This window comes from Bacillus sp. FSL R5-0523 (genome assembly GCF_037975295.1).
GTDB lineage: Bacteria > Bacillota > Bacilli > Bacillales > Bacillaceae > Bacillus > Bacillus subtilis.
Map to the genome: position 1 here is coordinate 2,415,697 of NZ_CP150251.1, position 20,836 is coordinate 2,436,532.

Sequence of the window (20,836 nt, forward strand, 5' to 3'; positions counted from 1 at the left end):
GCGGTTTTAAAGCAATGAATACAGAAATGATCTACGATGCAAAATGGCCTGAAGAATTTGCTGAAAGACTGAAAAACGATGGCCCTTGGGCAAACTGGGAACTGTACAAGCTCTCTGCAGAAATCCAGAAAACATTAGCAATTCCAGAGTTTGAAGGTTTACGGGCTCCTTTATATCTGCCTTCCTTTACGCCGCTCCCCCACCAGCTTGAGGTGGCGCAAAAAGTGGTTGAAAAAATGAACGGGAAAGCGATTTTAGCAGATGAGGTTGGTCTCGGGAAAACGGTTGAAGCTGGACTGATTCTAAAAGAATATATGATTCGCGGGTTAGCAAAAAAAATTTTGATCCTTGTGCCCGCTTCCCTTGTGTCACAATGGGTCAAAGAGCTTCAGGAAAAATTTTTGATTCCGGCTGTTGAACAAAAGAAAAGCTATGTGTGGGAGCAATGCGATATTGTCGTCTCATCAATAGACACCGCGAAGCGCTCGCCCCATCGCGAAATCGTTCTGTCAATCCCATATGATCTTGTCATTATTGATGAGGCACACAAACTGAAAAATAGCAAAACGAAGAACTATGAATTTGTCCGGAATCTCGTAAAAAAATATTGCCTGCTTCTTACCGCGACGCCAATCCAGAACCGTATCGAAGAGATTTTCAATTTGGTGTCCTTATTAAAACCCGGCCATTTAGGCAGTCAGAATCACTTTCAGGAGGAGTTCGCCAAGAAGAAATCCAGTTTAGAAGCGCATGAACATTTAAAAGATCTTGTGAATAAAGTCATGATCCGTAACAGGCGGCATGATACCGGGCTGAATTGGAAACAGCGCCATGTTGAAACAGTGCCGATTGAATTTTCTCCATCAGAGCAGGCGCTTTATGATGAAATTTCTCGTTTGAAGGAAAGTATCAATAAACCAGCCAGCATGTTCTCGATTATGACCTTGCAAAGAGAATGCTGTTCGAGCAGAGAAGCGGTGTATATGACGCTGAAAAAGATGCTTGATCAAAAAGAGAAACAAACACCTGCCATTGATGAGGATACGATTTCAGTTTTAATAGATCGCATTAATCAAGTGACACAAAACTCTAAAGCGCTTCAAGTTGTTGATTTGATCAAAAAGATCGACGATAAGGTCATCATTTTTACAGAATACCGTGCAACTCAGATTTATCTGCAGTGGTTTCTTCAGCAAAACGGCATCAGTTCTGTGCCGTTTAGAGGCGGATTTAAACGTGGGAAAAAAGACTGGATGAAGGATCTTTTCCGCGGAAAAATCCAAGTCCTTATTGCAACTGAAGCAGGCGGTGAGGGAATTAACCTGCAATTTTGCAATCACATGATCAACTATGACCTGCCATGGAATCCGATGCGACTTGAGCAAAGAATCGGAAGAATTCACAGACTCGGGCAGGAGCGTGACGTGCATATTTATAACATGGCGACAAAACATACGGTGGAAGAGCATATTCTAAAGCTTTTATATGAAAAAATTCATTTGTTTGAAAAAGTGGTCGGTGAACTTGATGATATTTTAACAAAAATTCAAGTGAACAATTTTGAAGAGCACCTTCATGACATTTTGTATCACTCAGCAACAGAAGAAGAAATGAAAATAAAAATGGATAACTTAACCTCATTTTTGTCTTATAAAAAACAGCAGCCTGCTGAAAAAAGAGGATCTTAGCCTGTAAGGAGGTTTTATTAGTGAGACAGCAAGAGGTTCACGATTTTCTGCTGCGTTTTTTTCAAGCAAACAGCTGCCAAATCGTCGATCAAGGCTTAGGCTATATGACAGTGCAGCTTACAGTTGAAATGGACAAACAGATCATGAACCGCCCTTTCTACTGGCATTGGCGCGAGAAGACAGGCGGTGATCCGAATCCAATGAAAATCACTTTTATTACAGATAAAGAAAATGCGCCAAAAGACCTAGATGGTGAATTTATATATTTTGGGGCTCCGCGTCTTTTTCAAATATTTAAAGCTGTTAAACAAAATGGGAGATTTACCAGAATGTATGAGAAAATTGAATCAGCCGGAGCTAAAGTCCCACTTCAGCCTTGGCTTGGTATAAATGTCACGATTTCATACCAGTCCGACATGAAAAAGGATAAGTTATTGTCACTAGGTCTTCACCTAGTCTCTGGAACGATTATTGAAGATTTTCAAAGCAAGCTGACCCAGTTTTCACTGACGTCTCAAATATGTGACTATTGCTTCACCATTTCACCTATGATCAAACCAGAAAGCGGACTTAAGCGTATGGAAAACTATATTTCCAAATCCGCTATGCAGGAGCCGTCCGACTGGGCGGAACAGGCGGTTAACAGGTGGAAGAATGATATGACATTGCTTGATAAGTTTTACGAGCATATAGAAGAAAAACCAGAAGAATACCATCTAGAAAAACAGGCGCTGAAAACCTTGTATCAACCAAAGATTTCAGTTGAAATTGAAAATGGCGGATTGTTTTATCTGCAAAATAATATTTCAAGCTAACTTTTTTACCATTCGACACCGTTCTCGTTTTTTTTAAGAAAATGCGATTATAATAAAAGTATATTGGAAAAAAATTCTGGTAATTGTATTGGCAAATGACTTCCAGAGACTAATGAAGCATACAATGAGTCATGGCCGGACTGGCTGAAATACATAAACAAGTATTTTAGGAGGAGAAACTGCATGAAAAATGCAAAACAAGAGCACTTTGAATTGGATCAAGAATGGGTTGAATTGATGATGGAAGCCAAAGAGGCAAATATCAGCCCGGAAGAAATACAAAAATATTTACTTTTAAACAAAAAGTCTGCTCATCCTGGTCCGGCAGCCAGAAGTCATACCGTAAATCCTTTCTGAATGTGCTATAATATCACAAGGAAGGTGATGACATTGATTGGCCAGCGTATTAAACAATACCGTAAAGAAAAAGGCTACTCACTATCAGAACTAGCTGAAAAAGCTGGGGTAGCGAAGTCTTATTTAAGCTCAATAGAACGAAATCTACAAACGAACCCCTCCATTCAATTTCTCGAAAAAGTCTCCGCTGTTCTGGACGTCTCGGTTCATACTTTGCTCGATGAGAAACATGAAACCGAATACGATGGTCAATTAGATAGTGAATGGGAGAAATTGGTTCGCGATGCAATGACATCCGGGGTATCGAAAAAACAATTTCGTGAATTTTTAGATTATCAAAAATGGAGAAAATCCCAAAAAGAGGAGTAGTGCCTGAGCAGAGGCACTAACTCCTCTTTTGTCAATAAACATCGAGACGGCCCAGTGATAATTTACTGGGCCGTCTCTTTTTATTGCTGTTATTAATTTTTATCCTCGCTGTGCGCTTTTTCATTTTCTTTCACGTAACCATCTTTATCAGTATGGTCCTTTTTGATTGTCAAGCCGTTCCACTGTGTAGCTTCGAATGAGAATTGAAGCTTAATGGAGTTGCCTTGATATTTATTTTGAACCATAAGCCCGTTTTCATCTTTTGTTTTATCATCCTTGAATTGGATTTCCATTTGAACCTGATCGAAGTCAGTTGGTGTTTTTGGAACACCATCATATTCAGGAGCGGTTTTACCATCAATTGTTGCTACATTGACTTTACCGCTTGCATTTAAGAATTTAGGGTCAATTTGTTTTTTGATTTTTTCAGCAGCCGCTGCATCATTTTTAGCAGACATCAAATACAAGTCTTTAAGGTTCGCATCATCTAAAATAATGTTTTTCGGGTAGCCATTGCCGCCCTCTTTTCCAACTGTCAACAATGTCACTTCAAACTGGCTGAGGAAATCTTCTGGAGATGTATTGCTGCCGCCATTTGCTTTAAAATCTCCATAATTAAGCGCCATTAAAACTTCTTTGATCGCAAGTGATCCGTTATTTTCAAATTGGAAATCCTTTGTCAACTTATCTCCCGGCTTTAGATTTGATAAGTTCACACTCGCTGAATTTTCTTTAGCAGATAAATCAAGCGTACCTGATGCAAAAGTAGCATCCTTTGATTTAATGTCGTTAAATGCTGCCCATGTTCCTCCTCCAACTAAAGCTAATCCTAGTGCTGCAGAAGCAACTCCTAAACTCAATTTCTTTTTCATACCCATGGTTAAAACTCCCCTTTTATTGAATGTTTTATATCGAAACCTGTTGCCAGGTTTACAACTGAAGTTAAGTGGACATGGTGCTGTCCTTTGTATCTGTTTCCAAGGCCTTTGTCTTTCTTTCAATTTCTCTAATGGCGCTGCTGATCGTCACAAAAGCGTACACTAACAGCATCACGCCGGGAACAATCAATAATACAGCCGTTCCAATTGGCTGGCTGGCAAAATGAAGCATATAGCCGGCATATGGAAGCTGAAAACCTGTGTATTGCGCGCGAACATTTTCGTCCGATACAGGCGCTGAATCAGCTGCAGCATTATTATCACCTTTTGTTTTAAATAACAAATGGTCTCCTTGCTTTGTTATGTCAACAATTCTGTGGGTGACCGCCGTATTTGCATCCTGCATAAATGTAATAACGTCACCTTTTTGAAGCTCTTTCACATCAGTGATTTCTTTGACCAATATTAAGGAACCTGTATTGAACTCCGGCTCCATCGAACCTGACAGAACTGATTTCAATGTATACCCAAACACAGCCGGCTCTCCCCCGGATGAACGTGTTGAAATCACGACAAGTGTCAGCACAATAATAAGAGTAAAGATGATCACGTATAAAATATTACTGATCAGCTTCATTGCTTTTTTCATCCTCTTCCCCGCTTCCCTTCTGGTCTGATTGAGTTTCATTTTCTTTGGTTACAGCTTCTTGAGATGTTTCTTCTTTCATTGTTTTTTCCTGTATATCCTTTTGTGTTGTTTCATTCTCCTTTTTGACGTCCGACTTTGTTTCTTTTTTAGGGACTGTCGGTTTTTCATCGCATTTTGCAAGCGTCATAGGCTCCGACCATTCAAATGTACTGCCGTTTGCCGGGTAGCCTGCAGGTTTATATACTTTAAATGCATAAATGCCGGGTTTCATTTTTTTCTTCGTCTCAATTTTATAAAGTGAATCGCTGATTTGATTGGAGACAAATCCTTTTTCGATCACGTTCCCATCCTTTAACGGTTTTCGGGCATTTTCAAGCTTATGAAGCTCCCACTTCCACTTTGATTTCTTAAGTTTCTCACCTGTATTTTCGAGCTCAGCAAATAAGGTGATAGGTGAGCATACAGTTCCTTTCGTATCCGTTTGATCTGATATGTGCAAATCACTTTGATCCCAGCGGTTATCATAATGGCAGTTTTTATCTGTATGCTGAAAGTCTTTACACGTTTGAAGTGAGACATCAAATGTTTCAATATCATGAAAAGCAGCGCTTGTATCATCGGAAAATTGTAAGCATATTGCGGCAGTCAGACTGAAAATGACTGAAAGCTGGAAGATTAGCAGAACTTTCAGTTTCGTCTTCGCCTTTTGCTGATTGTAAAACAATCGAAACATATCTTACCTCCTGTAAAACACTGTAACTTGATATGACAATCGTTCTTTTTAAAGAACTACACAAGTAGAGTATAATCAACGATTTATAGATTTAAAAACACCAAAATCACTCATTTTGTTCGTTTAAAAGAATGTTTTCATCATATTACAAAGTCTTGCTCAGTATTGCTCATCTTTTCAATTTTTTTGAAATTTTTGGGATTGTTATGTGAGAATTTAAATGCATATCCCGTTATTATTTGGTAATAATAAACAAGAAAGGGTGACAGCATGATGATCAAACAATGTGTGATTTGTCTATCTCTTCTCGTCTTTGGCACCACAGCCGCTCACGCAGAAGAAACACCGCTTGTAACCTCCCGTCACATGTCCAAATGGGAAGAGATTGCTGTAAAAGAAGCAAAAAAAAGGTACCCGCTCGCACAGGTACTGTTCAAACAAAAAGTATGGGACCGTAAAAGAAAAGATGAAGCAGTGAAGCAATACCATTTAACTCTGAGGGAAGGATCAAAAGAATTCGGCGTTTTTGTGACGATTTCATTTGATCCTTATAGCCAAAAGGTCAATAAAATCGCCATATTAGAAGAATATCAATAAGGTCCTCCATTTTTTGAAGGACCTTATTCGTTTATTTGCGGTTATTTTTTCCGTTTCAGCCAAAGCCGGAAGCCATAGGGTAAAATACCGAACCACTGCTGAGAAGCAGGCGTTTTTGTTTCTTTCCGCACCTCTTTTCGTTCTTTTCGCTCATCTCTCGGAGTATCTATATATTTGACAAATTGCTGCGTCATATATTTAACATAATCATTCGTTTTCACGTGATCACCTCATCATTCAATTATTATGAAGTGTTGTCTCACATGACTTTTTTTATACCCTTTACACTGTTTTATTCTGTCCATCTCAGCAGTTTTTTCTGTTTTTGATCAAACACGATCTGTGCAGTTCTTTCTGTTCCCGACTCAGTTGACACTCTTAAGTTGATTTCTTTTTGTTCTTTTATCGATGTATCATGAATGTAATAAGAAACCCGTCCATATGGAAATTGCTGCGTACCCTCCTGGCCTTTCCGTTTCTCTAGAACGTGCCGAATCGAAAGAAGCGCCCCATTTTGAAGCAAATTCTCTCCTATGTATAACTCTTTTGTTTCCTTCTCAAACATGCAGCGTGAAATATATTGAACAGCAGCAAAGTTCACGATTAACAGCACAAGCGCTGACACAAAAAGAACAGCTGGATAAATAAACCCTCTTGTACGATACATTCACCCCCCTCCTAAATACGAATAGACTGGAAAAGCAGTTTGATACACTTTTTGGTCCTCACTCTCAATTTTCAGCAAAACAACACCATTTTCAAAATCAGCTTTCATGGCAGTAATATGATCTAAAATCGGAACATGCCCTTTGCCATCCACTCTTTTTCTTATCATTGAATGATAAATGTCAAAACGGATGTCTTGTCCGGAAAGATTGGTGCAGATTAACACGCTCCCATGCTCGGCTGTCTTAACTGCCTGTGACTCCTTGCATTCATTCATCATCTGTTCTATCGAAATCATCCATTCTTGCTGTGTGAAACCGTCATGTTCCTGCTGTCGAGACAAAAACAGATGGAAAATCGCAGCTAACGATCCTGATATGAGCAAAAAGACTGAGAGCGAAAATAATACGTTAAGAAGCGTGTAGCCATTCTGTCTGCAGGATGCTGAGGCAATATGATTTTTCTTTATAAGCTGCGGTTTTGATACATACGTTTTGATATTCGCCCTCCTCCTCCCACTTCATTGCATAGATATGATTGTTCTTTGTAATCGTTTTTGACGCGGCTCCTTCACCACTCATGACATATTTGCTAATGCTCTCATTCATCATCTGATAGCCAATTTCTCGTGATTCCGCCATTTTTTCATCAGACATCAGCTTGTCCCACAAGGGGACGACTGTCAGCAGCACAAACAGCCACAGGCTTAGCGCAGACATTGTTTCTATTGTAGAAAAACCTTTATTTTCTCTCCACATTGACTCTCCCGCTCCCTAGATAAACTGTTATGTCATAAGCGTCATGGCCTATTACTCGTATTTTTCCGCCTGCATTCGGGTGCCCTTTCTCATTAAATTCCAAACGGTCTTTTAATGTCAGCAGTTCTATAGAAAGTCCCGTTGCATACGGACGTTCAATGACCGTATCACCAATGACTAATTGATATTCTTTTTTATGAAAGAGAATTTTTGTTCTTTGTTGACGGGAAATAGCAGTCTGCTGTGTGAGCATAATATCATTTTTCAGCTGCCTTGCTGCCTGTCGGACAGCTGTATTGTCATAAGCAGGAGGAAGTGTAGTGAAGACGGCCACCAGGAGGATAGAGGCAAGGCTTAACACAAGCAAACTTTCTAAAAGGGTAAACCCCTCCTCCTCGTTTAATTTAATGTTCAACCTTAACTTCTCCGCCGGTGATGATAATGCGCTTCCCATTTGGACAGACAGCATCCTTTTTCACATAGCCCTCTGACTGTAAATCGGCAAGGCTCGGAGTTTGTCCTTCATGATCAAGCTCAAATGCAGTCATTTGTGCCTTAACCATGTTTTGTAAGCCTTCACAGCCCTTTTTTTGAATGGTTTGGTTATGTTTCGTGACGTTCGGTATCGTAATTAAAAGCAAAATCGAAATAATAAAGAGCACGATTAACATTTCAACAAGTGTAAATCCTTTCTCATTCATCAGCCTCTTCCTTTCACATTTGATTCATCATCTGATACATAGGCACAAGCATAGATAAATACACAACTAAGATCATCGCTGCAACAAATCCATAAATCATTGGCTGAAGGATGCCTGTCCATTTTTGCGCTTTGTGTTCCAGCCGCTGTAATATGAATTGGCTGTATGTGAAAAGCTCTCGATCCAATCGGCCGCTCAGCTGGCCGTGAGATATGACTTTTGATAAATCAGTTTCATAAAAAGGGCTTCCACAAATAGCGGATTCAATTGACTCACCGGCTTTTAGCCGTTCAATCAATTGTTCAGCCTCGCAGCGGTAGAAAGGGAGAAACGTTTGATGTTTAAATGCATTAAGGCTGTCATAAATTGAGAGGCCTGATTTTAAAAGGCTGCTTAGCTGCAAAGAAAAAAAGTAGCTGTTAAACAGCTTGACAAGCTTTCCAATCAAAGGAATCCTGACACAAATCAGCATTTGCCGGGCAGGTGATTTTTTCTTAAACACAAGCCAATAATAAATCCCGATACCTGCTGTAAAAAGAGCCAGCAAAATGATCACAAGATCAATATGCTGAAATAAAGCAAAAAGCATATCGGTTGAACGTGAGGTTTCCATATTCATCGATTGATAGATACCGGAAAACTGAGGAATGATGATGGACTGTAACATATAAAACATGACAGCGACCGTAAAGATGAGGAAAATCGGATAGCGCAGCACTCTTTTCATTTGGTCTGCCTGTGCAATTTTTCGTTCCAGCAGCTCTCCGCTCTGGATCATTGAAGCAGGCAGTTCACCATGTGTTTCAGCAAAATAACAAATACCTACGGCTTCCTTATGAAATGACAAACTCTTTAATACTTGATAAAACGGAGCCCCTTCCCTCAAACAAGTGACCGTATCAGTCAAGTCAGCCGCCTGCCTCTTATTCATCTGAAGTTCCATCAGGCGTAATCCATCCAGAAGCGTATATCCGCCCGCAGTCATTTCACCGAGCCGCTTTAATAACCTGGCTTGATCCTTTAACGACCAGACTTTTCTAATCTTTTTCATGATAAACCCACCGGTCATAGTTGTTTGTCGTTAAATAGCCGAGCGCAATTCCTTTTCTGATAATTTGACGAAGCGTTTGATATTGGTAATTTGCATGATTTCCTTTTGCCTCCTGGATACATTGCTGAAGATTTTTCCCGTAAAGAAGCTCATAAACGCTAGCTCTCCTGGTATTTCGTGATTGGCGGCAATACACTGATGAACATCCGTTTTCACAAAACGGGCAAGCCAAATCAACCAAGCGCTGAGCCGCTATTGCAATGACAGTCTGTTCGATTTCATTCATATTGATACCGAATTCAAGCAGTCTGTAAATTGCGCCCTTTGCGTCTCTCGTATGAAGGCTCGTCAGTACCAGATGTCCCGTCATCGCTGCCCGCACCGCAATTTCAGCTGTTTCCGCGTCTCTGATCTCACCTAAAATAATCATATCGGGATCATGGCGCAAAATTGCTTTCAGACCTGCGGAATAAGTTACACCGGCTTTTTCATTCACCTGAACCTGAAGAACATCTTCGTCCCTTGTTTCAACAGGGTCCTCTAATGTGACAATATTTCGATTAAAGTGTTTTTTTGCATATTGAACGAGAGAGTATAATGTGGTAGTTTTTCCAGAACCAGTCGGCCCGGTAAAAATGAGCATGCCATGGGAATGTTTTAAAAACGAGAGTAATGTGGCTCCTGTCTTCGGAAATAGCGACAATTTATCAATCGAAGGGATATTGTATTGGGGCATCACTCTGATCACGAGGCTTTCTTCATTAATTGTGGGCAGCGTTGACATTCTTAAATGAACATTTCCCTCTTTCAGCTTTAACGTAAGCGAACCGTTTTGCGGCTTTCGCCTTTCACCTATATCCATTGCTGAAAGAAATTTAAAATGTGAAATCAGTCTTACGCACTCTTCTTTTTTCATGTCCCTTTTTTTCAGCAAGGCATGATCGACCCGAAAATGAATGATAGCATCTCGCTCCCTCGGCACGATGTGAATATCAGAAGCCTTTGTTAGATATGCCTCTTCGATCAAGTTTTTGCTTACCTTTTCTATTGAATCCAATTTGATTCCCTCTCCTTTCAACGCATATTGTAGAAAAAGAAGAAACGGTAATCAAACAAGGAAAACGTGATTTTGTGAGATGTTATATGCTGAAAAACCAATTCTTTCTGGCAAGAAAAAAATTTTCAACTGAATGTGCCCCTTTCATTATAATTTTCCCAATAATAAAAAAGCAGACATGGTCACCATGCCTGCTTGATTCCATTTTCATTATGCTGTTTTCGCTTTTTGACCAGTATCTTTCTCAACGGAAAAGTCGCCTAATGCAACAATACCGGTCATTGGGTCATTTTCAAGAATCGATAAACTGCGGATTTGATGCTCTGTCATAAGCGCCTTGACATCGTATCCGGTCACCCTGATATGTCTGGTGAAAAAGCGGGGCACGCTGCACAAAATATGAAACATCCTATAGAGTCCGCCTTTTTCGAGGTTTCTTTTTCTTCTTCCGCTCCTGCAGCATATCTCCCGTCCAGCCTTTTTTTCTCAAATAGAGATAGATCAGAACTGTAGATGTGACAATCAATAAGAGGGAAAAGAGATATCCGTATTTCCAATTCAGTTCCGGCATCACTGAAAAGTTCATCCCCCATAAGGCACCCAGAGCTGTAATCGGCGTAAAAAGCGTCGTGAAAATGGTCAGTGCTTTTACAATTTCATTCCCCCTATGTGAGGTAATGACTTCCTCAGAATGCAGCAGATTGTTAAGCTCCCCTTCAAATTCGCTGATGTATGTAAATCCCCTGTCAATTTTCAGTTGTGTCCGCTGATAATCCTTTTTCTCTTCATTTTGAGGTAAAAAGGTTTCTTTCAACGCCATTTCAATTTTTTTAGCGCTTAGTATCAAATTTTTCCAAATCATCAGTTCATGGCGCAGGAGATGAACGCGGTTTAAAATGCTTTTGCTATTGTCGTCTTTAATCTGCCATCTAAGCTTTCTCAGCTTTACTTCAAATTCATCAACACCGATTAAATACGCATTCATTAGTTCGCCGAGAAGAATTAAAAACCCCTCTATCGCATTGTCCGCTCTTTCCATTTGCCGGACAACTTCTTTTCCTTTAATCTCTCTCAAAATTGAAAAATCAAAGTTGATTGTAAAAAAATATTGTCTGGTGATATAAAAGTGAAAAACAGTATGGTCTTTTTCTTCACCAAGCCCCTGATCATAAACAATCGACCCAAATACCGCTTCATTTTCCGTTTCAGTTGTATCTACTCGTAAAAAATTAACGTGATGGTTATTTTCAAACCACTTTTCACACTGAGGCCAGTGAGAAAAATGGATTAGATCCCTTGCCTTACTTCTTTCTTGAGGCCCCATTTGGTACCAAAACCAATCCTTTCCCGTATGTGCCTTCATGTCAAGCTCCTCCAAACTTTTGTTCTTTATTCTTTAATTGCCCAATAACCGCGTCACTAAACCAGTCTGCCGCTTCAACACATGTTTTATGAGCATTTTCAGGTGGTATGGAATGTAGAAAGACATCGGAAAAGGGAGGTGCATGCCTTCCTTGGAGAAGGCAGTTGTTTTGGAATTTGTCAATTTACTAGCAGTCGCTATTCTCATTTTGTTAACAGGATTTTTTGTTGCCGTAGAATTTTCAATCGTAAAAGTGCGGCGATCCAAAATTGATCAGCTTGTCGCAAAAGGAAAGAAAGGTGCTAAAGCGGCAAAGCATGTCATCACTCACCTTGATGAATATTTATCAGCCTGTCAGCTGGGCATCACAGTCGCAGCCTTAGGACTGGGATGGCTTGGGGAACCGACTGTGCAAACTCTGCTTCGACCGCTTTTTCATAAAGCAGGCTTAAATGAATCGCTTACCCACCTGCTTTCACTCGTCATCGCATTTTTAGCGGTTACGTATTTAAATGTCGTTATCGGGGAGCTGGCGCCAAAGAGTTTCGCCATTCAAAAAGCAGAAAGCATTACCTTGTTGTTCGCTAAACCGCTTATTTGGTTTTATAAGATCATGTTTCCATTCATTTGGCTGTTGAACCACTCTGCCCGATTGATTACAGGAGTGTTTGGACTAAAGCCGGCATCAGAGCACGAGCTGGCATATACAGAGGAAGAACTTCGGGTCCTATTGGCTGAAAGCTATAAAAGCGGCGAGATCAGAAAAAGTGAATTAAAGTACATGAATAATATCTTCACCTTTGATAAACGAATGGCAAAGGAAATTATGGTGCCGCGAAATGAAATGGTCAGTTTGTCACTAGATGAAGACTCCATTTCAAATCTTCAGGAAACAGTCAAGCAAACAAAATATACACGGTACCCAGTTGTAAGAGAGGATAAAGATAACGTTATTGGCGTGATTAATATGAAAGAAGTGCTGTTTTCCATGCTGACGAAAGATTTTTCAATCAAGAAGCATCAAATTGAACCTTTCGTACAGCCCGTTATCCATGTCATTGAGACGATTCCTATTTATAAACTACTGCTGAAAATGCAAAAGGAACGCACTCATATGGCGATCCTCATAGATGAATATGGCGGGACGTCCGGTTTGGTCACTGTCGAGGATATTATCGAAGAAATTGTAGGAGAAATCCGTGATGAATTTGATGCGGATGAAGTGCCTCATATCCGCGAACTTGGAAAGGATCATTACTTGTTAAATGCAAAATTATTAATCAGCGATGTTAACAGCTTGCTTGGAACCGATTTATCAGATGCAGAAGTAGACACCTTGGGCGGCTGGTTTTTGACACAAAACATAGACGCTGAGCCTGAAAGTGCCATAGAATATGATGGCTACTCTTTTAAGGTAAAAGACATCAACAGCCATCACATTTTATTTATAGAAGTTAAAAAAGCTGAATAGCCCGTGAAAGGCTGTTCAGCTGCTATCTTTCAAGATAAACATGGCAAAGGCATCAACACTCTTTTATTTTAAACCCTTTATTGGCCAGGGCTCTAGCAAGACTTTGCTCGGTTTTCACATTCGAAAAATCCAGACCCAGCTTCACGACAGTTTGGGCAATTTCCGGCCTGATTCCTGAAATAATCGTCTCAATGCCGAGCAATTTGGTGCTGTCAATCACTTTAAAAATTTGATAGGCTACCATGGTATCAACGATAGGAACGCCCGAAATATCTAAAAATAAATACGAGAGCTTTAACGCTGAGCACTGCTCCAGCACAGACTCCAAAATCGTCCTCGCTCTGTACGTATCAATTTCACCGACAAGCGGAAGAATCCCAATTCCATCAGTAATCGGCATAATCGGCGCACTCAATTCATTAATCATTTCTTTTTGCGCGTTTAATTGTATCATGGTCACCTGGTGATATTCTTCTGTAAACACTTCGATGATCTCATCAATGTTTTGATTCAAGATCCGGCCCCACTCATAAAATTCCTGAATGCTGATGTCTTGAGAAGAAGCTTCGCTGAATTTCTGAATCCATTCAAACATGATGTGCCTGAAGGTGTTAAACTGGCCGACACTTTCTGTTACCGTCACTTCATGAACGGCACGGTCTCTGGCGCATTGAAGAGACCACCGGTTAAGCTCATCCTCTACGTCTTCTTTTCTAAGGGATTTTGCTACGATGGTCACCAATAATTCATGCTGGTCTTTTAACTTTTGTTCTAGTTTTTGCTGATCTTTCGCTGAATTCAGCCAGCTGCCTTTTGACGTACAAACTTCCAGCCATTGTTGCGTGATATCTTCTTTGTGCTCTGTTAAGTGCTGATCAAGAGCTATCATCTTAATGAGTTACCTCCTGTTTTTGAAAAATGTACGCTATATATGTATAACGCGTCTGCCTTTACACATACTATGTTTAGATTCAATGGGCTATAGCCAAGCGGTAAGGCAATGGACTTTGACTCCGTGATCGTTGGTTCGAATCCAGCTAGCCCAGTTTCTGAACAGGTGAAAAACCGAAGATAAGCTGATTCGAATAAATCAGCGGATCTTCGGTTTTTCATCATGCAGATTGATGAACCGTTTTCTTCTTCGATAACTTCAACAGTTCTCCCGGGTTATAACCAATCACCAGCTTTTTGTTGTCTACTAGAATCGGGCGTCGCAAAAGCTTCGGCTTCTCGATTAAAAGTTCCAGCACCTCATTTACCGTCATTTCTTCAATGTTTAAATTTAAATTTTTGAAAGTCTGGCTTCTTGTCGCCAAAATTTCATCAATTCCTTCTGTCGTTAACGATAAAATGTACTTTAATTCTTCTCTTGTCGGGGTTTCTCTGAATAAATGCCGTTCGTTAAATTCAATTTGATGTGCTTTAAGCCAATGTTTTGTTTTTCGGCATGACGTGCAGCTTGGATATGAGTAAAAAGTTAATTGTTGTTCCATTCGTTTTTTCCTCCTCAGTTAACCATCTCTTTGTAGAATAACTACCCGGATCATTTTTCATTTAAACCATTTACAGAACTTTTTTCGGATTATTTTTAAAAAAACATTCATACAATAGAAAACACAATCAAAGGGACAAATTCCATTTGTATATTAATAATGAAAATGTTTACATTTCTAGGTGTGATCTATTATAATAACAGTCAGAGGGACTCTCGGGAGGGGATAAAAATGAATCGCATGTTCCGGGTGTTAGGTTTTTGGACGGGAATTTTTGCAGTCATGTTTTATTTAGGTGATATGAAAGATGCTTCCCTTTTATTTTTTGGACAGACGATCTTATTTGTGTTTTTATCGTATTTGAACTTAACCGAACGCATGTATATTTATATTTTTGGCGCTTATTTAACAATTTTCTTCGCCGGCTTTACATATTACTCGATTTTTATTATGGTGCCCGGCGGCGGAGGCCATTAAATGCAGAAAGAGACAAACCTTATCGGTTTGTCTCTTTTTTTACAATGAAAACCCATTTAAAAACGGATTTTGGTCCTGCTCAGTCAGTACGTCTGTTTCAGGTCCATGGCCGCTTAACACCAGCGTGTGTTCCGGAAGTGTAAGCAGTTTTTCATGAATGGACGTCAGCAGTGTCTCTTGATCGCCGCCTATTAAATCCGTACGTCCTATACCGCCTTGGAACAAAACATCTCCGGAAATGACCAAGTCTGCATCTTTCACGTAGTAAGACACACTGCCTGGTGAATGCCCCGGCGTAAATAATGTTTCCAAATGAAACGGCCCGATATTCAACTCACCGTCACCTTCAATTAAATGATCTGCAGGCTTAGCTGTGACTTCTATCCCTCGCAGCATGCCGGAGCCGTTTAAAGAAGCGTCCGTAAGCCAATTTTTTTCATTTTGATGCAGGTAAACAGGGATATCCCATTTTTCTCTCACTTCATCAAGTGCCCCAATATGGTCAAAATGGGCATGTGTAAGCAAAATGGCTAAAGGCGTCAGCCCTTTTTCTTTTATGTATTGATTGATTTTATGTCCCTCGCCGCCCGGATCAAAAATCAGGCATTGATCATCACTGATGAGAAAATATGCGTTCGCTTGAATCGGCCCTACTGGCATTCGTCTCCATTTCACTATTATCACCTCTTTCTTTTTTATGCTCTTATTATGAGGGTTTTTAAAAAAAGATTCAAACAATCGCAATGAAAACGCTATCGACAAACCTATAAAAAACAGGTAGAATAAAACTGGAAAGAATTGCAGGTTTTTCAATGTAAAGGGGGCTGTGTTATGTTACTTGTCGTGATTTTCGGCCTTGTCGCTCTTTTCGCTTTATGGGGAGTCTTGCGTTCTGTTAGAAATAAAAATATACTCGGGTTTTTATTAGCCGGTGCCACCTTATTTGTCTTTGGCTGGTTTACCGTGATGACCGTAATAAACAGCGGGTATCCAACCGCACATTAAAACCTGTATCCGATCGGATACAGGTTTATTTTTATGGCTGTAAATGTTTATTGACACTTTCTATTTTGCTCTCAAGCGTCGTTTTTTTGTCACGCCTGTCATCGATACGGATATTCGTTGCCACTCTGTGCAATCCTTTTTGAAATGGCGCTTCGTGAATTGCCTGAATGACTGCAAAAAGGTCACTGAGTTCTCCCTCGATCAGCGTATTCATCGGTGTCAGCTGATATTTGATTTTCCCTTCTGCTTGATATCCTTCTAATATCTTTTGCACATCGGCTACGTAAGCACTGACACTGGGTGTTTCCGTACCGATTGGGATAATGGTTACATCTGCGATAGCCATCGTTATTCCATCTCCTTTTGATCAATGATGAGTTGCTTCGTTTCATGTGATTTCAATAAAATAATTTGCTCAAAATGAAAGCCGTATAACGCATATTTCCCGTTCGGAGATATTTGAATCGGCTCCATTTCCCGCAGAGACACAAGATCTTTTGTCTCTCCCGATGCTACATTGATTGCTGCGAGCTTATATGCATCGCCGCTTTGTTTGAATGTATAAAACAGGCCTCCTACTTCATCATAGTCATACTCCATTGGAGCCAAATTTGTATATTTCGCTTGGAGTGGCCATTTCGCTGTAACAGGTGATGTTGATTGCGGCGTTTTAAACTGATACGTCCCTTTTCCTCCGGAAGCTGATTTGACAGTAAAACTCATTTGATGGAAAGAATCGAAGAATAGAACGTCATCCTCAAGCTTCTGTTCCGTCTTAGAAGCTGTATCGAACGTATATAAAGGCCCTGTTTTATCGTCTCTTCCCTCTTTTACATAATCAAATGTATTTTTGGATGTCCAATGAATGAACGGAACCTGTACTGGGCTTAAGAAAGATTCGTCTTTTTTAGCATTCACCTGATATGTATGGAAATCCCAGTTTTCATTGAATTCCGTCACCATCATTTGATAAGGATCATACTGATTCCAAGCAGCCTCAAGCTCATACGTTTCGTAATCTTTTTCGTAAAGCGTCTCCCCTTCTGCATTAAGCAAAACCACTGCCGTCTTTTGGCTATGTGTGATTTGCAGCAGAATCATCTGCTCCCTCGCATTGATTTGAACATCAACGATTTGACCATCCGTTTGATAGAGCTTTTTCGCTTTGCCTGTAAAGATGCGGTACGCAAAAAGCTCTGTTTTCGTCGGATTAGACGCAGTATATAATATTGTGCTGTTATTCAGCCAGCCTTCCGCCCCATCCGCTTTTTCCGCGGAAAGCGGTATGATGTCTTTTTTCTCATCTTTTGCCGCCGATGCCTGTTTTTGCTGCTGATGAGATGGTTCGCATGCCGATAAACTAATCAGCAATACCGCCAGCAGAATAAAACAAACTGATCTCATCAGCATTCCCCTCCGATCATCTTTATTCTCTCATATTTGCTTCGGCAGGAAAAAGAAAAAGTTTCAGTTACTCATGAAAAAATAACGCCCTCCACAAGATGCCGCTTGTGGCGTTATATATGTGTGAAAACTGCTGAAACGGCAAAGGATTTTGGCCTTTTCCAAGTTCCACCGTATACCCTTCCTTAAAATAATGGTGAATAAACCAATCACGAAATCCAGCATAGCTGTCTATATCCCTTACTCCCTTATAAATGTTCCCGCTTAACTCCTCAAAATCCTTTATGACGGCAGCAGATTCCTCAGGTTCAAGGCCTTTATAGCCCCAATAAATTTCTTCTCCTTGAGTATGAAGAGCCAGCAGTCTGTCAGGCGGATTCTCCGTGATCAGCCGGTACATCGCAATAGATTCCGGCTCCGTAAGCGGAGAGATTCCCGGAAAATCGCGGTAGCTGGGTGCTGTCGGTTTTCGGTATTTTTCAATTTCCCATAATGATGGAAATTGTTTATTTAAATCAACCCCGTTTATATTCGCCTTCCATTCATTAAAATTTGGACGATGTTCATTTAGCCTTTCAAGCTCATCTCTTCTGGCTCCCATGACTTCTGATCCGTTTAAAACAAGATCAACGCCATCCGGATTGACAAGAGGAACGAAGGATAAGGATGTGCTGTTAAACAGCTTTATGGGAGAAAAGCCAAAGAAAGGCGAATTGCAGCATAATGACATACAGTATACCTTAAACCATTTTAGCAGGACAGACGTTGTAATCCACTCATTCGCATGAAATGACGCGTTCATATGGACCTTTTTTACGGCATGCTCCCCACCAGCCTTCAGCTCCCAGATAGGCCTGCCGAGTACAGAACGGCCAATTTCCCGGCATGAGACAAACGGAAAAACATCAATAATCTTCTTTATTTCCTTTTCAACAGCTGAATCATCATAGATTTTCTCTTGCTCAATCCAGCTATCAGAAAGTTTCAGCTGCCGAGGCTGTAAAAAGCGCTTTATGTCCTGAATGGTTTGAAGCTCTTTGCCGCTATGCTCCTCTATCACATAACCAGGGCAATACAATTGATGTTTTTGTGCGAAGCGATTTGCACTTTTAAGCAATTCCTCGTCTATCTTCAGTTCTTTCGCCACTCTGGCCAAATTGTTCTTGATCTCAGGTTTCACCGTAATAAACGCCATCATCATCCCCCTTTTTTGTTACTATATGACAGCGTATTTAAAAAAAGAAAGCCTCCCGCTCACTTTGATGCGGGAGACATTGTGATTACGATGCCTGATCAAGCATTTGTTTTTCTTTCCGTTTTGACGAATTGTCCAGCCTTTTCTGATCATAAAAACGCAACAAATCCCCATAAATGATTTCATCAGAAAGTGATAGCTCCTGTTTTGCTTTATCAGCAAATGCTTCACATTGTTTTGTCTCTTCTAACGGTTTTCCCGTCTCTTTGTCATAACACGCACCGTCTGTATAAACAACCTGATCTGTGATAAAGCTCCCGTCCCGGAGCACCGTAAAGTCCAGTTTTTCGTCTGAAAGCAGATCGTTGCCGAATTGAATTTGATCTTTCGTATCAATCCCTAAAAGATTCATCAGCGTCGGCCTGATATCAATCTGCCCGCCTACTGTTTCAATGGTTTGCGGCTTTTTATCAGTAATACCCGGAATATGAATGACCAGCGGCACTTTTTGGAGCTGTACCTCTTCAAATGGGGTTATTTCTTTTCCTAAAAACTGCCCCATCGCTTCATTATGGTTTTCTGATATACCATAATGGTCACCATATAATACAATAACAGAGTTGTCGTATAACCCGTCTTCCTTCAGCTTTTCGATAAACCGTTTTAGCGCCTCATCCTGATAACGCACTGTCGGAAAATATTTATTTAGCGTCTGGCTGCTTGAATCATATTCATCAATCAATTGATCCTCTTCATCAAGATCAAACGGGAAGTGGTTCGTCAGTGTAATCAGCCTCGTGTAAAACGGCTGAGGCAGATTTTTCATCAGCTCTGAAGACTGCTCAAAAAATTCTTTATCCTTCAGTCCCCAGCCGACTGAATTTTCGTCAGTTACATCATACGAGTTAATATCAAAAAACGAATCATATCCAAATGAGTCGTACATTAAATCACGATTCCAAAAGCTCTTATTATTAGCGTGGAGCACCGCTGAATAGTATCCGCTGTTTTTCAAAATTTCAGGAGCGGCCATATATTGATTGCCCGCATTCGTAAAAAACACGGCACCTCGTCCAAGCGGATACAGTGAATTGTCCACGATAAATTCAGAATCCGAGGTTTTCCCCTGGCCTGTTTGGTGGTAAACATTATTAAAGTTGTAGCTCTGTTTTATAAAGTCATTCAGAAAAGGCGTGATTTCTTCTCCATTCAATTTTTCATTAATCACGAAGCTTTGCGTCGACTCTAAGGATACGAGAATGACGTTCCTTCCTTTTGCAGCGCCGAATAAGCGTTTGTTGGCATCCTTCGCATTAGCGGTTACGTAGTTTTCAATTTCCGTCAGGCTGTTGCTGTCTGCCAACGCTCTCTGTGCGGATTGCTTTGACTGAAGAACGCCATCGTAAATATGAAAATTAAACAGGCTAATGTTTTTAACAAGCATTTCTCTGTCAAATGAGCGTGTCAATAGCTGGGGTCTTTCCGCCTCAGACAAGCCCAGATTGAAGAAATAAACAGAAGCAACGAACAAAAAATAAGCCGCCCGTTCATTTTTCGTTGAGGGAATGTCCGATTGAAAAGCTTTTTGCCGGATGTGAAGCCATATTAAAACCGCAATATCTACAGCTAATAGGAGGTCTGTGAGCTCAAGAAGTGTTCCGATGCTGCTTCCGAGATCACCCATATTGCTCGTTTGAAAAAGAACAGGGATTGTTAAGAAATCATTGTAAAAACGGTAAAAAACCATATTTGCCAGCAATACAAACGTGACAAGACAGCTCATCGCGATAATGTAGCGATTTCTGTTTTTGCCTTTTAAAAACAGGCTGAGGCCAAAAATAAGTAACAAAAAACTCAATGGGTTGATAAACAGAATAAATTCCTGTGTTAGATTGTCGATTTTAATATGAAAACTGGTTTTGTAAACAGCATACGTTTTCAGCCACATCAATAAAATGGCAATCAGCATAAATGAAATCTTCGAAAAAAACGTTTTTCGCATTTCAACCTCCTATGCAGCACGCTCAAAAAAATCAGTCTATTCCCAACATTCTCATTAACACATCAAATTAAATCTTAACCTGAGCACAACAAAAAATCAATTTCATT

28 protein-coding genes and 1 tRNA gene are annotated in these 20,836 nt (G+C 40.3%); 9 read left to right on the forward strand and 20 right to left on the reverse strand.

Annotated elements, in window-relative coordinates; translation table 11 throughout:
- The first annotated feature begins 14 nt into the window (after window positions 1–14).
- The 4 genes from NYE53_RS12250 to sinR all read left to right on the forward strand — a co-directional run bounded on the left by NYE53_RS12250 (window position 15) and on the right by sinR (window position 3,229).
- A complete protein-coding gene (locus tag NYE53_RS12250; RefSeq protein WP_339244937.1) occupies window positions 15–1,688 on the forward strand; it encodes an SNF2-related protein in 1,674 nt (557 codons plus the stop codon).
- Window positions 1,689–1,708: 20 nt separating this feature from the next.
- On the forward strand, window positions 1,709–2,503 hold the full coding sequence (locus NYE53_RS12255) for a YqhG family protein (RefSeq protein WP_003230200.1): 795 nt from the start codon (window positions 1,709–1,711) through the stop codon (window positions 2,501–2,503).
- Between the two features lie 183 nt (window positions 2,504–2,686).
- Window positions 2,687–2,860 carry an anti-repressor SinI family protein gene (locus NYE53_RS12260; RefSeq protein WP_339244940.1) on the forward strand — a complete coding sequence of 58 codons (174 nt, stop codon included), beginning with the start codon at window positions 2,687–2,689 and terminating at the stop codon, window positions 2,858–2,860.
- Window positions 2,861–2,893: 33 nt separating this feature from the next.
- A complete protein-coding gene (gene sinR, locus NYE53_RS12265) occupies window positions 2,894–3,229 on the forward strand; it encodes a transcriptional regulator SinR (RefSeq protein WP_003226345.1) in 336 nt (111 codons plus the stop codon).
- Between the two features lie 92 nt (window positions 3,230–3,321).
- Here sinR and tasA read toward each other — a convergent pair whose 3' ends face one another.
- The 3 genes from tasA to tapA form a co-directional block, all read right to left on the reverse strand.
- Window positions 3,322–4,107, reverse strand: a complete 786-nt coding sequence (gene tasA, locus NYE53_RS12270) for a biofilm matrix protein TasA (RefSeq protein WP_014477324.1) — start codon at window positions 4,105–4,107, stop codon at window positions 3,322–3,324.
- 64 nt (window positions 4,108–4,171) lie between these two features.
- Window positions 4,172–4,744 (reverse strand): signal peptidase I, encoded by a 573-nt coding sequence (locus tag NYE53_RS12275; RefSeq protein ID WP_003246088.1) that lies wholly within the window; start codon window positions 4,742–4,744, stop codon window positions 4,172–4,174.
- Window positions 4,728–5,489 (reverse strand): amyloid fiber anchoring/assembly protein TapA, encoded by a 762-nt coding sequence (gene tapA, locus NYE53_RS12280; protein ID WP_339244943.1) that lies wholly within the window; start codon window positions 5,487–5,489, stop codon window positions 4,728–4,730. Before tapA ends, NYE53_RS12275 begins: the two co-directional genes overlap by 17 nt.
- A 270-nt stretch (window positions 5,490–5,759) precedes the next feature.
- Here tapA and NYE53_RS12285 point away from each other — a divergent pair, with 270 nt between their 5' ends.
- Window positions 5,760–6,086 (forward strand): YqzG/YhdC family protein, encoded by a 327-nt coding sequence (locus tag NYE53_RS12285; RefSeq protein ID WP_339244945.1) that lies wholly within the window; start codon window positions 5,760–5,762, stop codon window positions 6,084–6,086.
- Between the two features lie 41 nt (window positions 6,087–6,127).
- Here NYE53_RS12285 and NYE53_RS12290 read toward each other — a convergent pair whose 3' ends face one another.
- The 10 genes from NYE53_RS12290 to corA form a co-directional block, all read right to left on the reverse strand.
- A complete protein-coding gene (locus tag NYE53_RS12290) occupies window positions 6,128–6,307 on the reverse strand; it encodes a YqzE family protein (protein ID WP_014480252.1) in 180 nt (59 codons plus the stop codon).
- 71 nt (window positions 6,308–6,378) lie between these two features.
- Window positions 6,379–6,753 (reverse strand): ComG operon protein ComGG, encoded by a 375-nt coding sequence (comGG, locus tag NYE53_RS12295; RefSeq protein ID WP_339244947.1) that lies wholly within the window; start codon window positions 6,751–6,753, stop codon window positions 6,379–6,381.
- A complete protein-coding gene (comGF, locus tag NYE53_RS12300; protein WP_106073563.1) occupies window positions 6,754–7,137 on the reverse strand; it encodes a ComG operon protein ComGF in 384 nt (127 codons plus the stop codon).
- Window positions 7,138–7,162: 25 nt separating this feature from the next.
- Complete coding sequence (gene comGE, locus NYE53_RS12305) at window positions 7,163–7,510, reverse strand: ComG operon protein 5 (RefSeq protein ID WP_327829299.1); 348 nt, start codon at window positions 7,508–7,510, stop codon at window positions 7,163–7,165.
- A complete protein-coding gene (comGD, locus tag NYE53_RS12310) occupies window positions 7,494–7,925 on the reverse strand; it encodes a comG operon protein ComGD (RefSeq protein ID WP_080529538.1) in 432 nt (143 codons plus the stop codon). Before comGD ends, comGE begins: the two co-directional genes overlap by 17 nt.
- Entirely contained in the window at window positions 7,915–8,211 is a 297-nt protein-coding gene (gene comGC / locus NYE53_RS12315) for a comG operon protein ComGC (RefSeq protein ID WP_003230162.1), read from the reverse strand. The genes comGD and comGC overlap by 11 nt, the downstream gene beginning before the upstream one ends.
- A gap of 13 nt (window positions 8,212–8,224) precedes the next feature.
- Entirely contained in the window at window positions 8,225–9,262 is a 1,038-nt protein-coding gene (comGB, locus tag NYE53_RS12320) for a comG operon protein ComGB (protein WP_327829298.1), read from the reverse strand.
- On the reverse strand, window positions 9,249–10,319 hold the full coding sequence (gene comGA / locus NYE53_RS12325; RefSeq protein WP_004399124.1) for a competence protein ComGA: 1,071 nt from the start codon (window positions 10,317–10,319) through the stop codon (window positions 9,249–9,251). Before comGA ends, comGB begins: the two co-directional genes overlap by 14 nt.
- A 210-nt stretch (window positions 10,320–10,529) precedes the next feature.
- Window positions 10,530–10,727: a hypothetical protein gene (locus tag NYE53_RS12330; RefSeq protein WP_327829297.1), complete on the reverse strand. Its 198-nt coding sequence runs from the start codon at window positions 10,725–10,727 to the stop codon at window positions 10,530–10,532.
- 1 nt (window position 10,728) lies between these two features.
- Window positions 10,729–11,682, reverse strand: coding sequence for a magnesium transporter CorA (gene corA / locus NYE53_RS12335; RefSeq protein ID WP_015483432.1), 954 nt, complete (start codon window positions 11,680–11,682; stop codon window positions 10,729–10,731).
- Between the two features lie 142 nt (window positions 11,683–11,824).
- Here corA and NYE53_RS12340 point away from each other — a divergent pair, with 142 nt between their 5' ends.
- Window positions 11,825–13,153 (forward strand): hemolysin family protein, encoded by a 1,329-nt coding sequence (locus NYE53_RS12340; protein ID WP_088467262.1) that lies wholly within the window; start codon window positions 11,825–11,827, stop codon window positions 13,151–13,153.
- A gap of 52 nt (window positions 13,154–13,205) precedes the next feature.
- Here the strand turns inward: NYE53_RS12340 and rsbRD are convergent, their stop codons facing one another.
- A complete protein-coding gene (gene rsbRD, locus NYE53_RS12345; protein WP_327829296.1) occupies window positions 13,206–14,042 on the reverse strand; it encodes an RsbT co-antagonist protein RsbRD in 837 nt (278 codons plus the stop codon).
- A gap of 86 nt (window positions 14,043–14,128) precedes the next feature.
- On the opposite strand from rsbRD, the gene NYE53_RS12350 reads away from it, so the two are divergent.
- Window positions 14,129–14,199, forward strand: a tRNA-Gln gene (locus tag NYE53_RS12350).
- A gap of 66 nt (window positions 14,200–14,265) precedes the next feature.
- Here the strand turns inward: NYE53_RS12350 and mgsR are convergent.
- A complete protein-coding gene (mgsR, locus tag NYE53_RS12355; RefSeq protein ID WP_003230147.1) occupies window positions 14,266–14,646 on the reverse strand; it encodes a transcriptional regulator MgsR in 381 nt (126 codons plus the stop codon).
- Window positions 14,647–14,877: 231 nt separating this feature from the next.
- On the opposite strand from mgsR, the gene NYE53_RS12360 reads away from it, so the two are divergent.
- Window positions 14,878–15,123: a DUF2626 domain-containing protein gene (locus NYE53_RS12360; RefSeq protein ID WP_003226300.1), complete on the forward strand. Its 246-nt coding sequence runs from the start codon at window positions 14,878–14,880 to the stop codon at window positions 15,121–15,123.
- A gap of 39 nt (window positions 15,124–15,162) precedes the next feature.
- Here the strand turns inward: NYE53_RS12360 and NYE53_RS12365 are convergent, their stop codons facing one another.
- The gene (locus NYE53_RS12365) at window positions 15,163–15,798 is read right to left on the reverse strand and encodes an MBL fold metallo-hydrolase (protein ID WP_014480263.1); all 636 of its coding nucleotides are present in this window, start codon (window positions 15,796–15,798) and stop codon (window positions 15,163–15,165) included.
- 156 nt (window positions 15,799–15,954) lie between these two features.
- Here NYE53_RS12365 and NYE53_RS12370 point away from each other — a divergent pair, with 156 nt between their 5' ends.
- Window positions 15,955–16,128, forward strand: coding sequence for a DUF2759 family protein (locus NYE53_RS12370; RefSeq protein ID WP_003230141.1), 174 nt, complete (start codon window positions 15,955–15,957; stop codon window positions 16,126–16,128).
- Between the two features lie 31 nt (window positions 16,129–16,159).
- Here NYE53_RS12370 and NYE53_RS12375 read toward each other — a convergent pair whose 3' ends face one another.
- From NYE53_RS12375 to NYE53_RS12390, 4 genes are all read right to left on the reverse strand, one after another.
- Window positions 16,160–16,474: an MTH1187 family thiamine-binding protein gene (locus NYE53_RS12375; RefSeq protein ID WP_003230139.1), complete on the reverse strand. Its 315-nt coding sequence runs from the start codon at window positions 16,472–16,474 to the stop codon at window positions 16,160–16,162.
- A 2-nt stretch (window positions 16,475–16,476) separates the two neighbouring features.
- On the reverse strand, window positions 16,477–17,538 hold the full coding sequence (locus NYE53_RS12380; protein ID WP_339244953.1) for a hypothetical protein: 1,062 nt from the start codon (window positions 17,536–17,538) through the stop codon (window positions 16,477–16,479).
- A 61-nt stretch (window positions 17,539–17,599) separates the two neighbouring features.
- On the reverse strand, window positions 17,600–18,730 hold the full coding sequence (locus NYE53_RS12385) for a M14 family metallocarboxypeptidase (RefSeq protein ID WP_251187984.1): 1,131 nt from the start codon (window positions 18,728–18,730) through the stop codon (window positions 17,600–17,602).
- Between the two features lie 82 nt (window positions 18,731–18,812).
- On the reverse strand, window positions 18,813–20,729 hold the full coding sequence (locus NYE53_RS12390; protein WP_327829294.1) for an LTA synthase family protein: 1,917 nt from the start codon (window positions 20,727–20,729) through the stop codon (window positions 18,813–18,815).
- Window positions 20,730–20,836 lie beyond the last annotated feature (107 nt).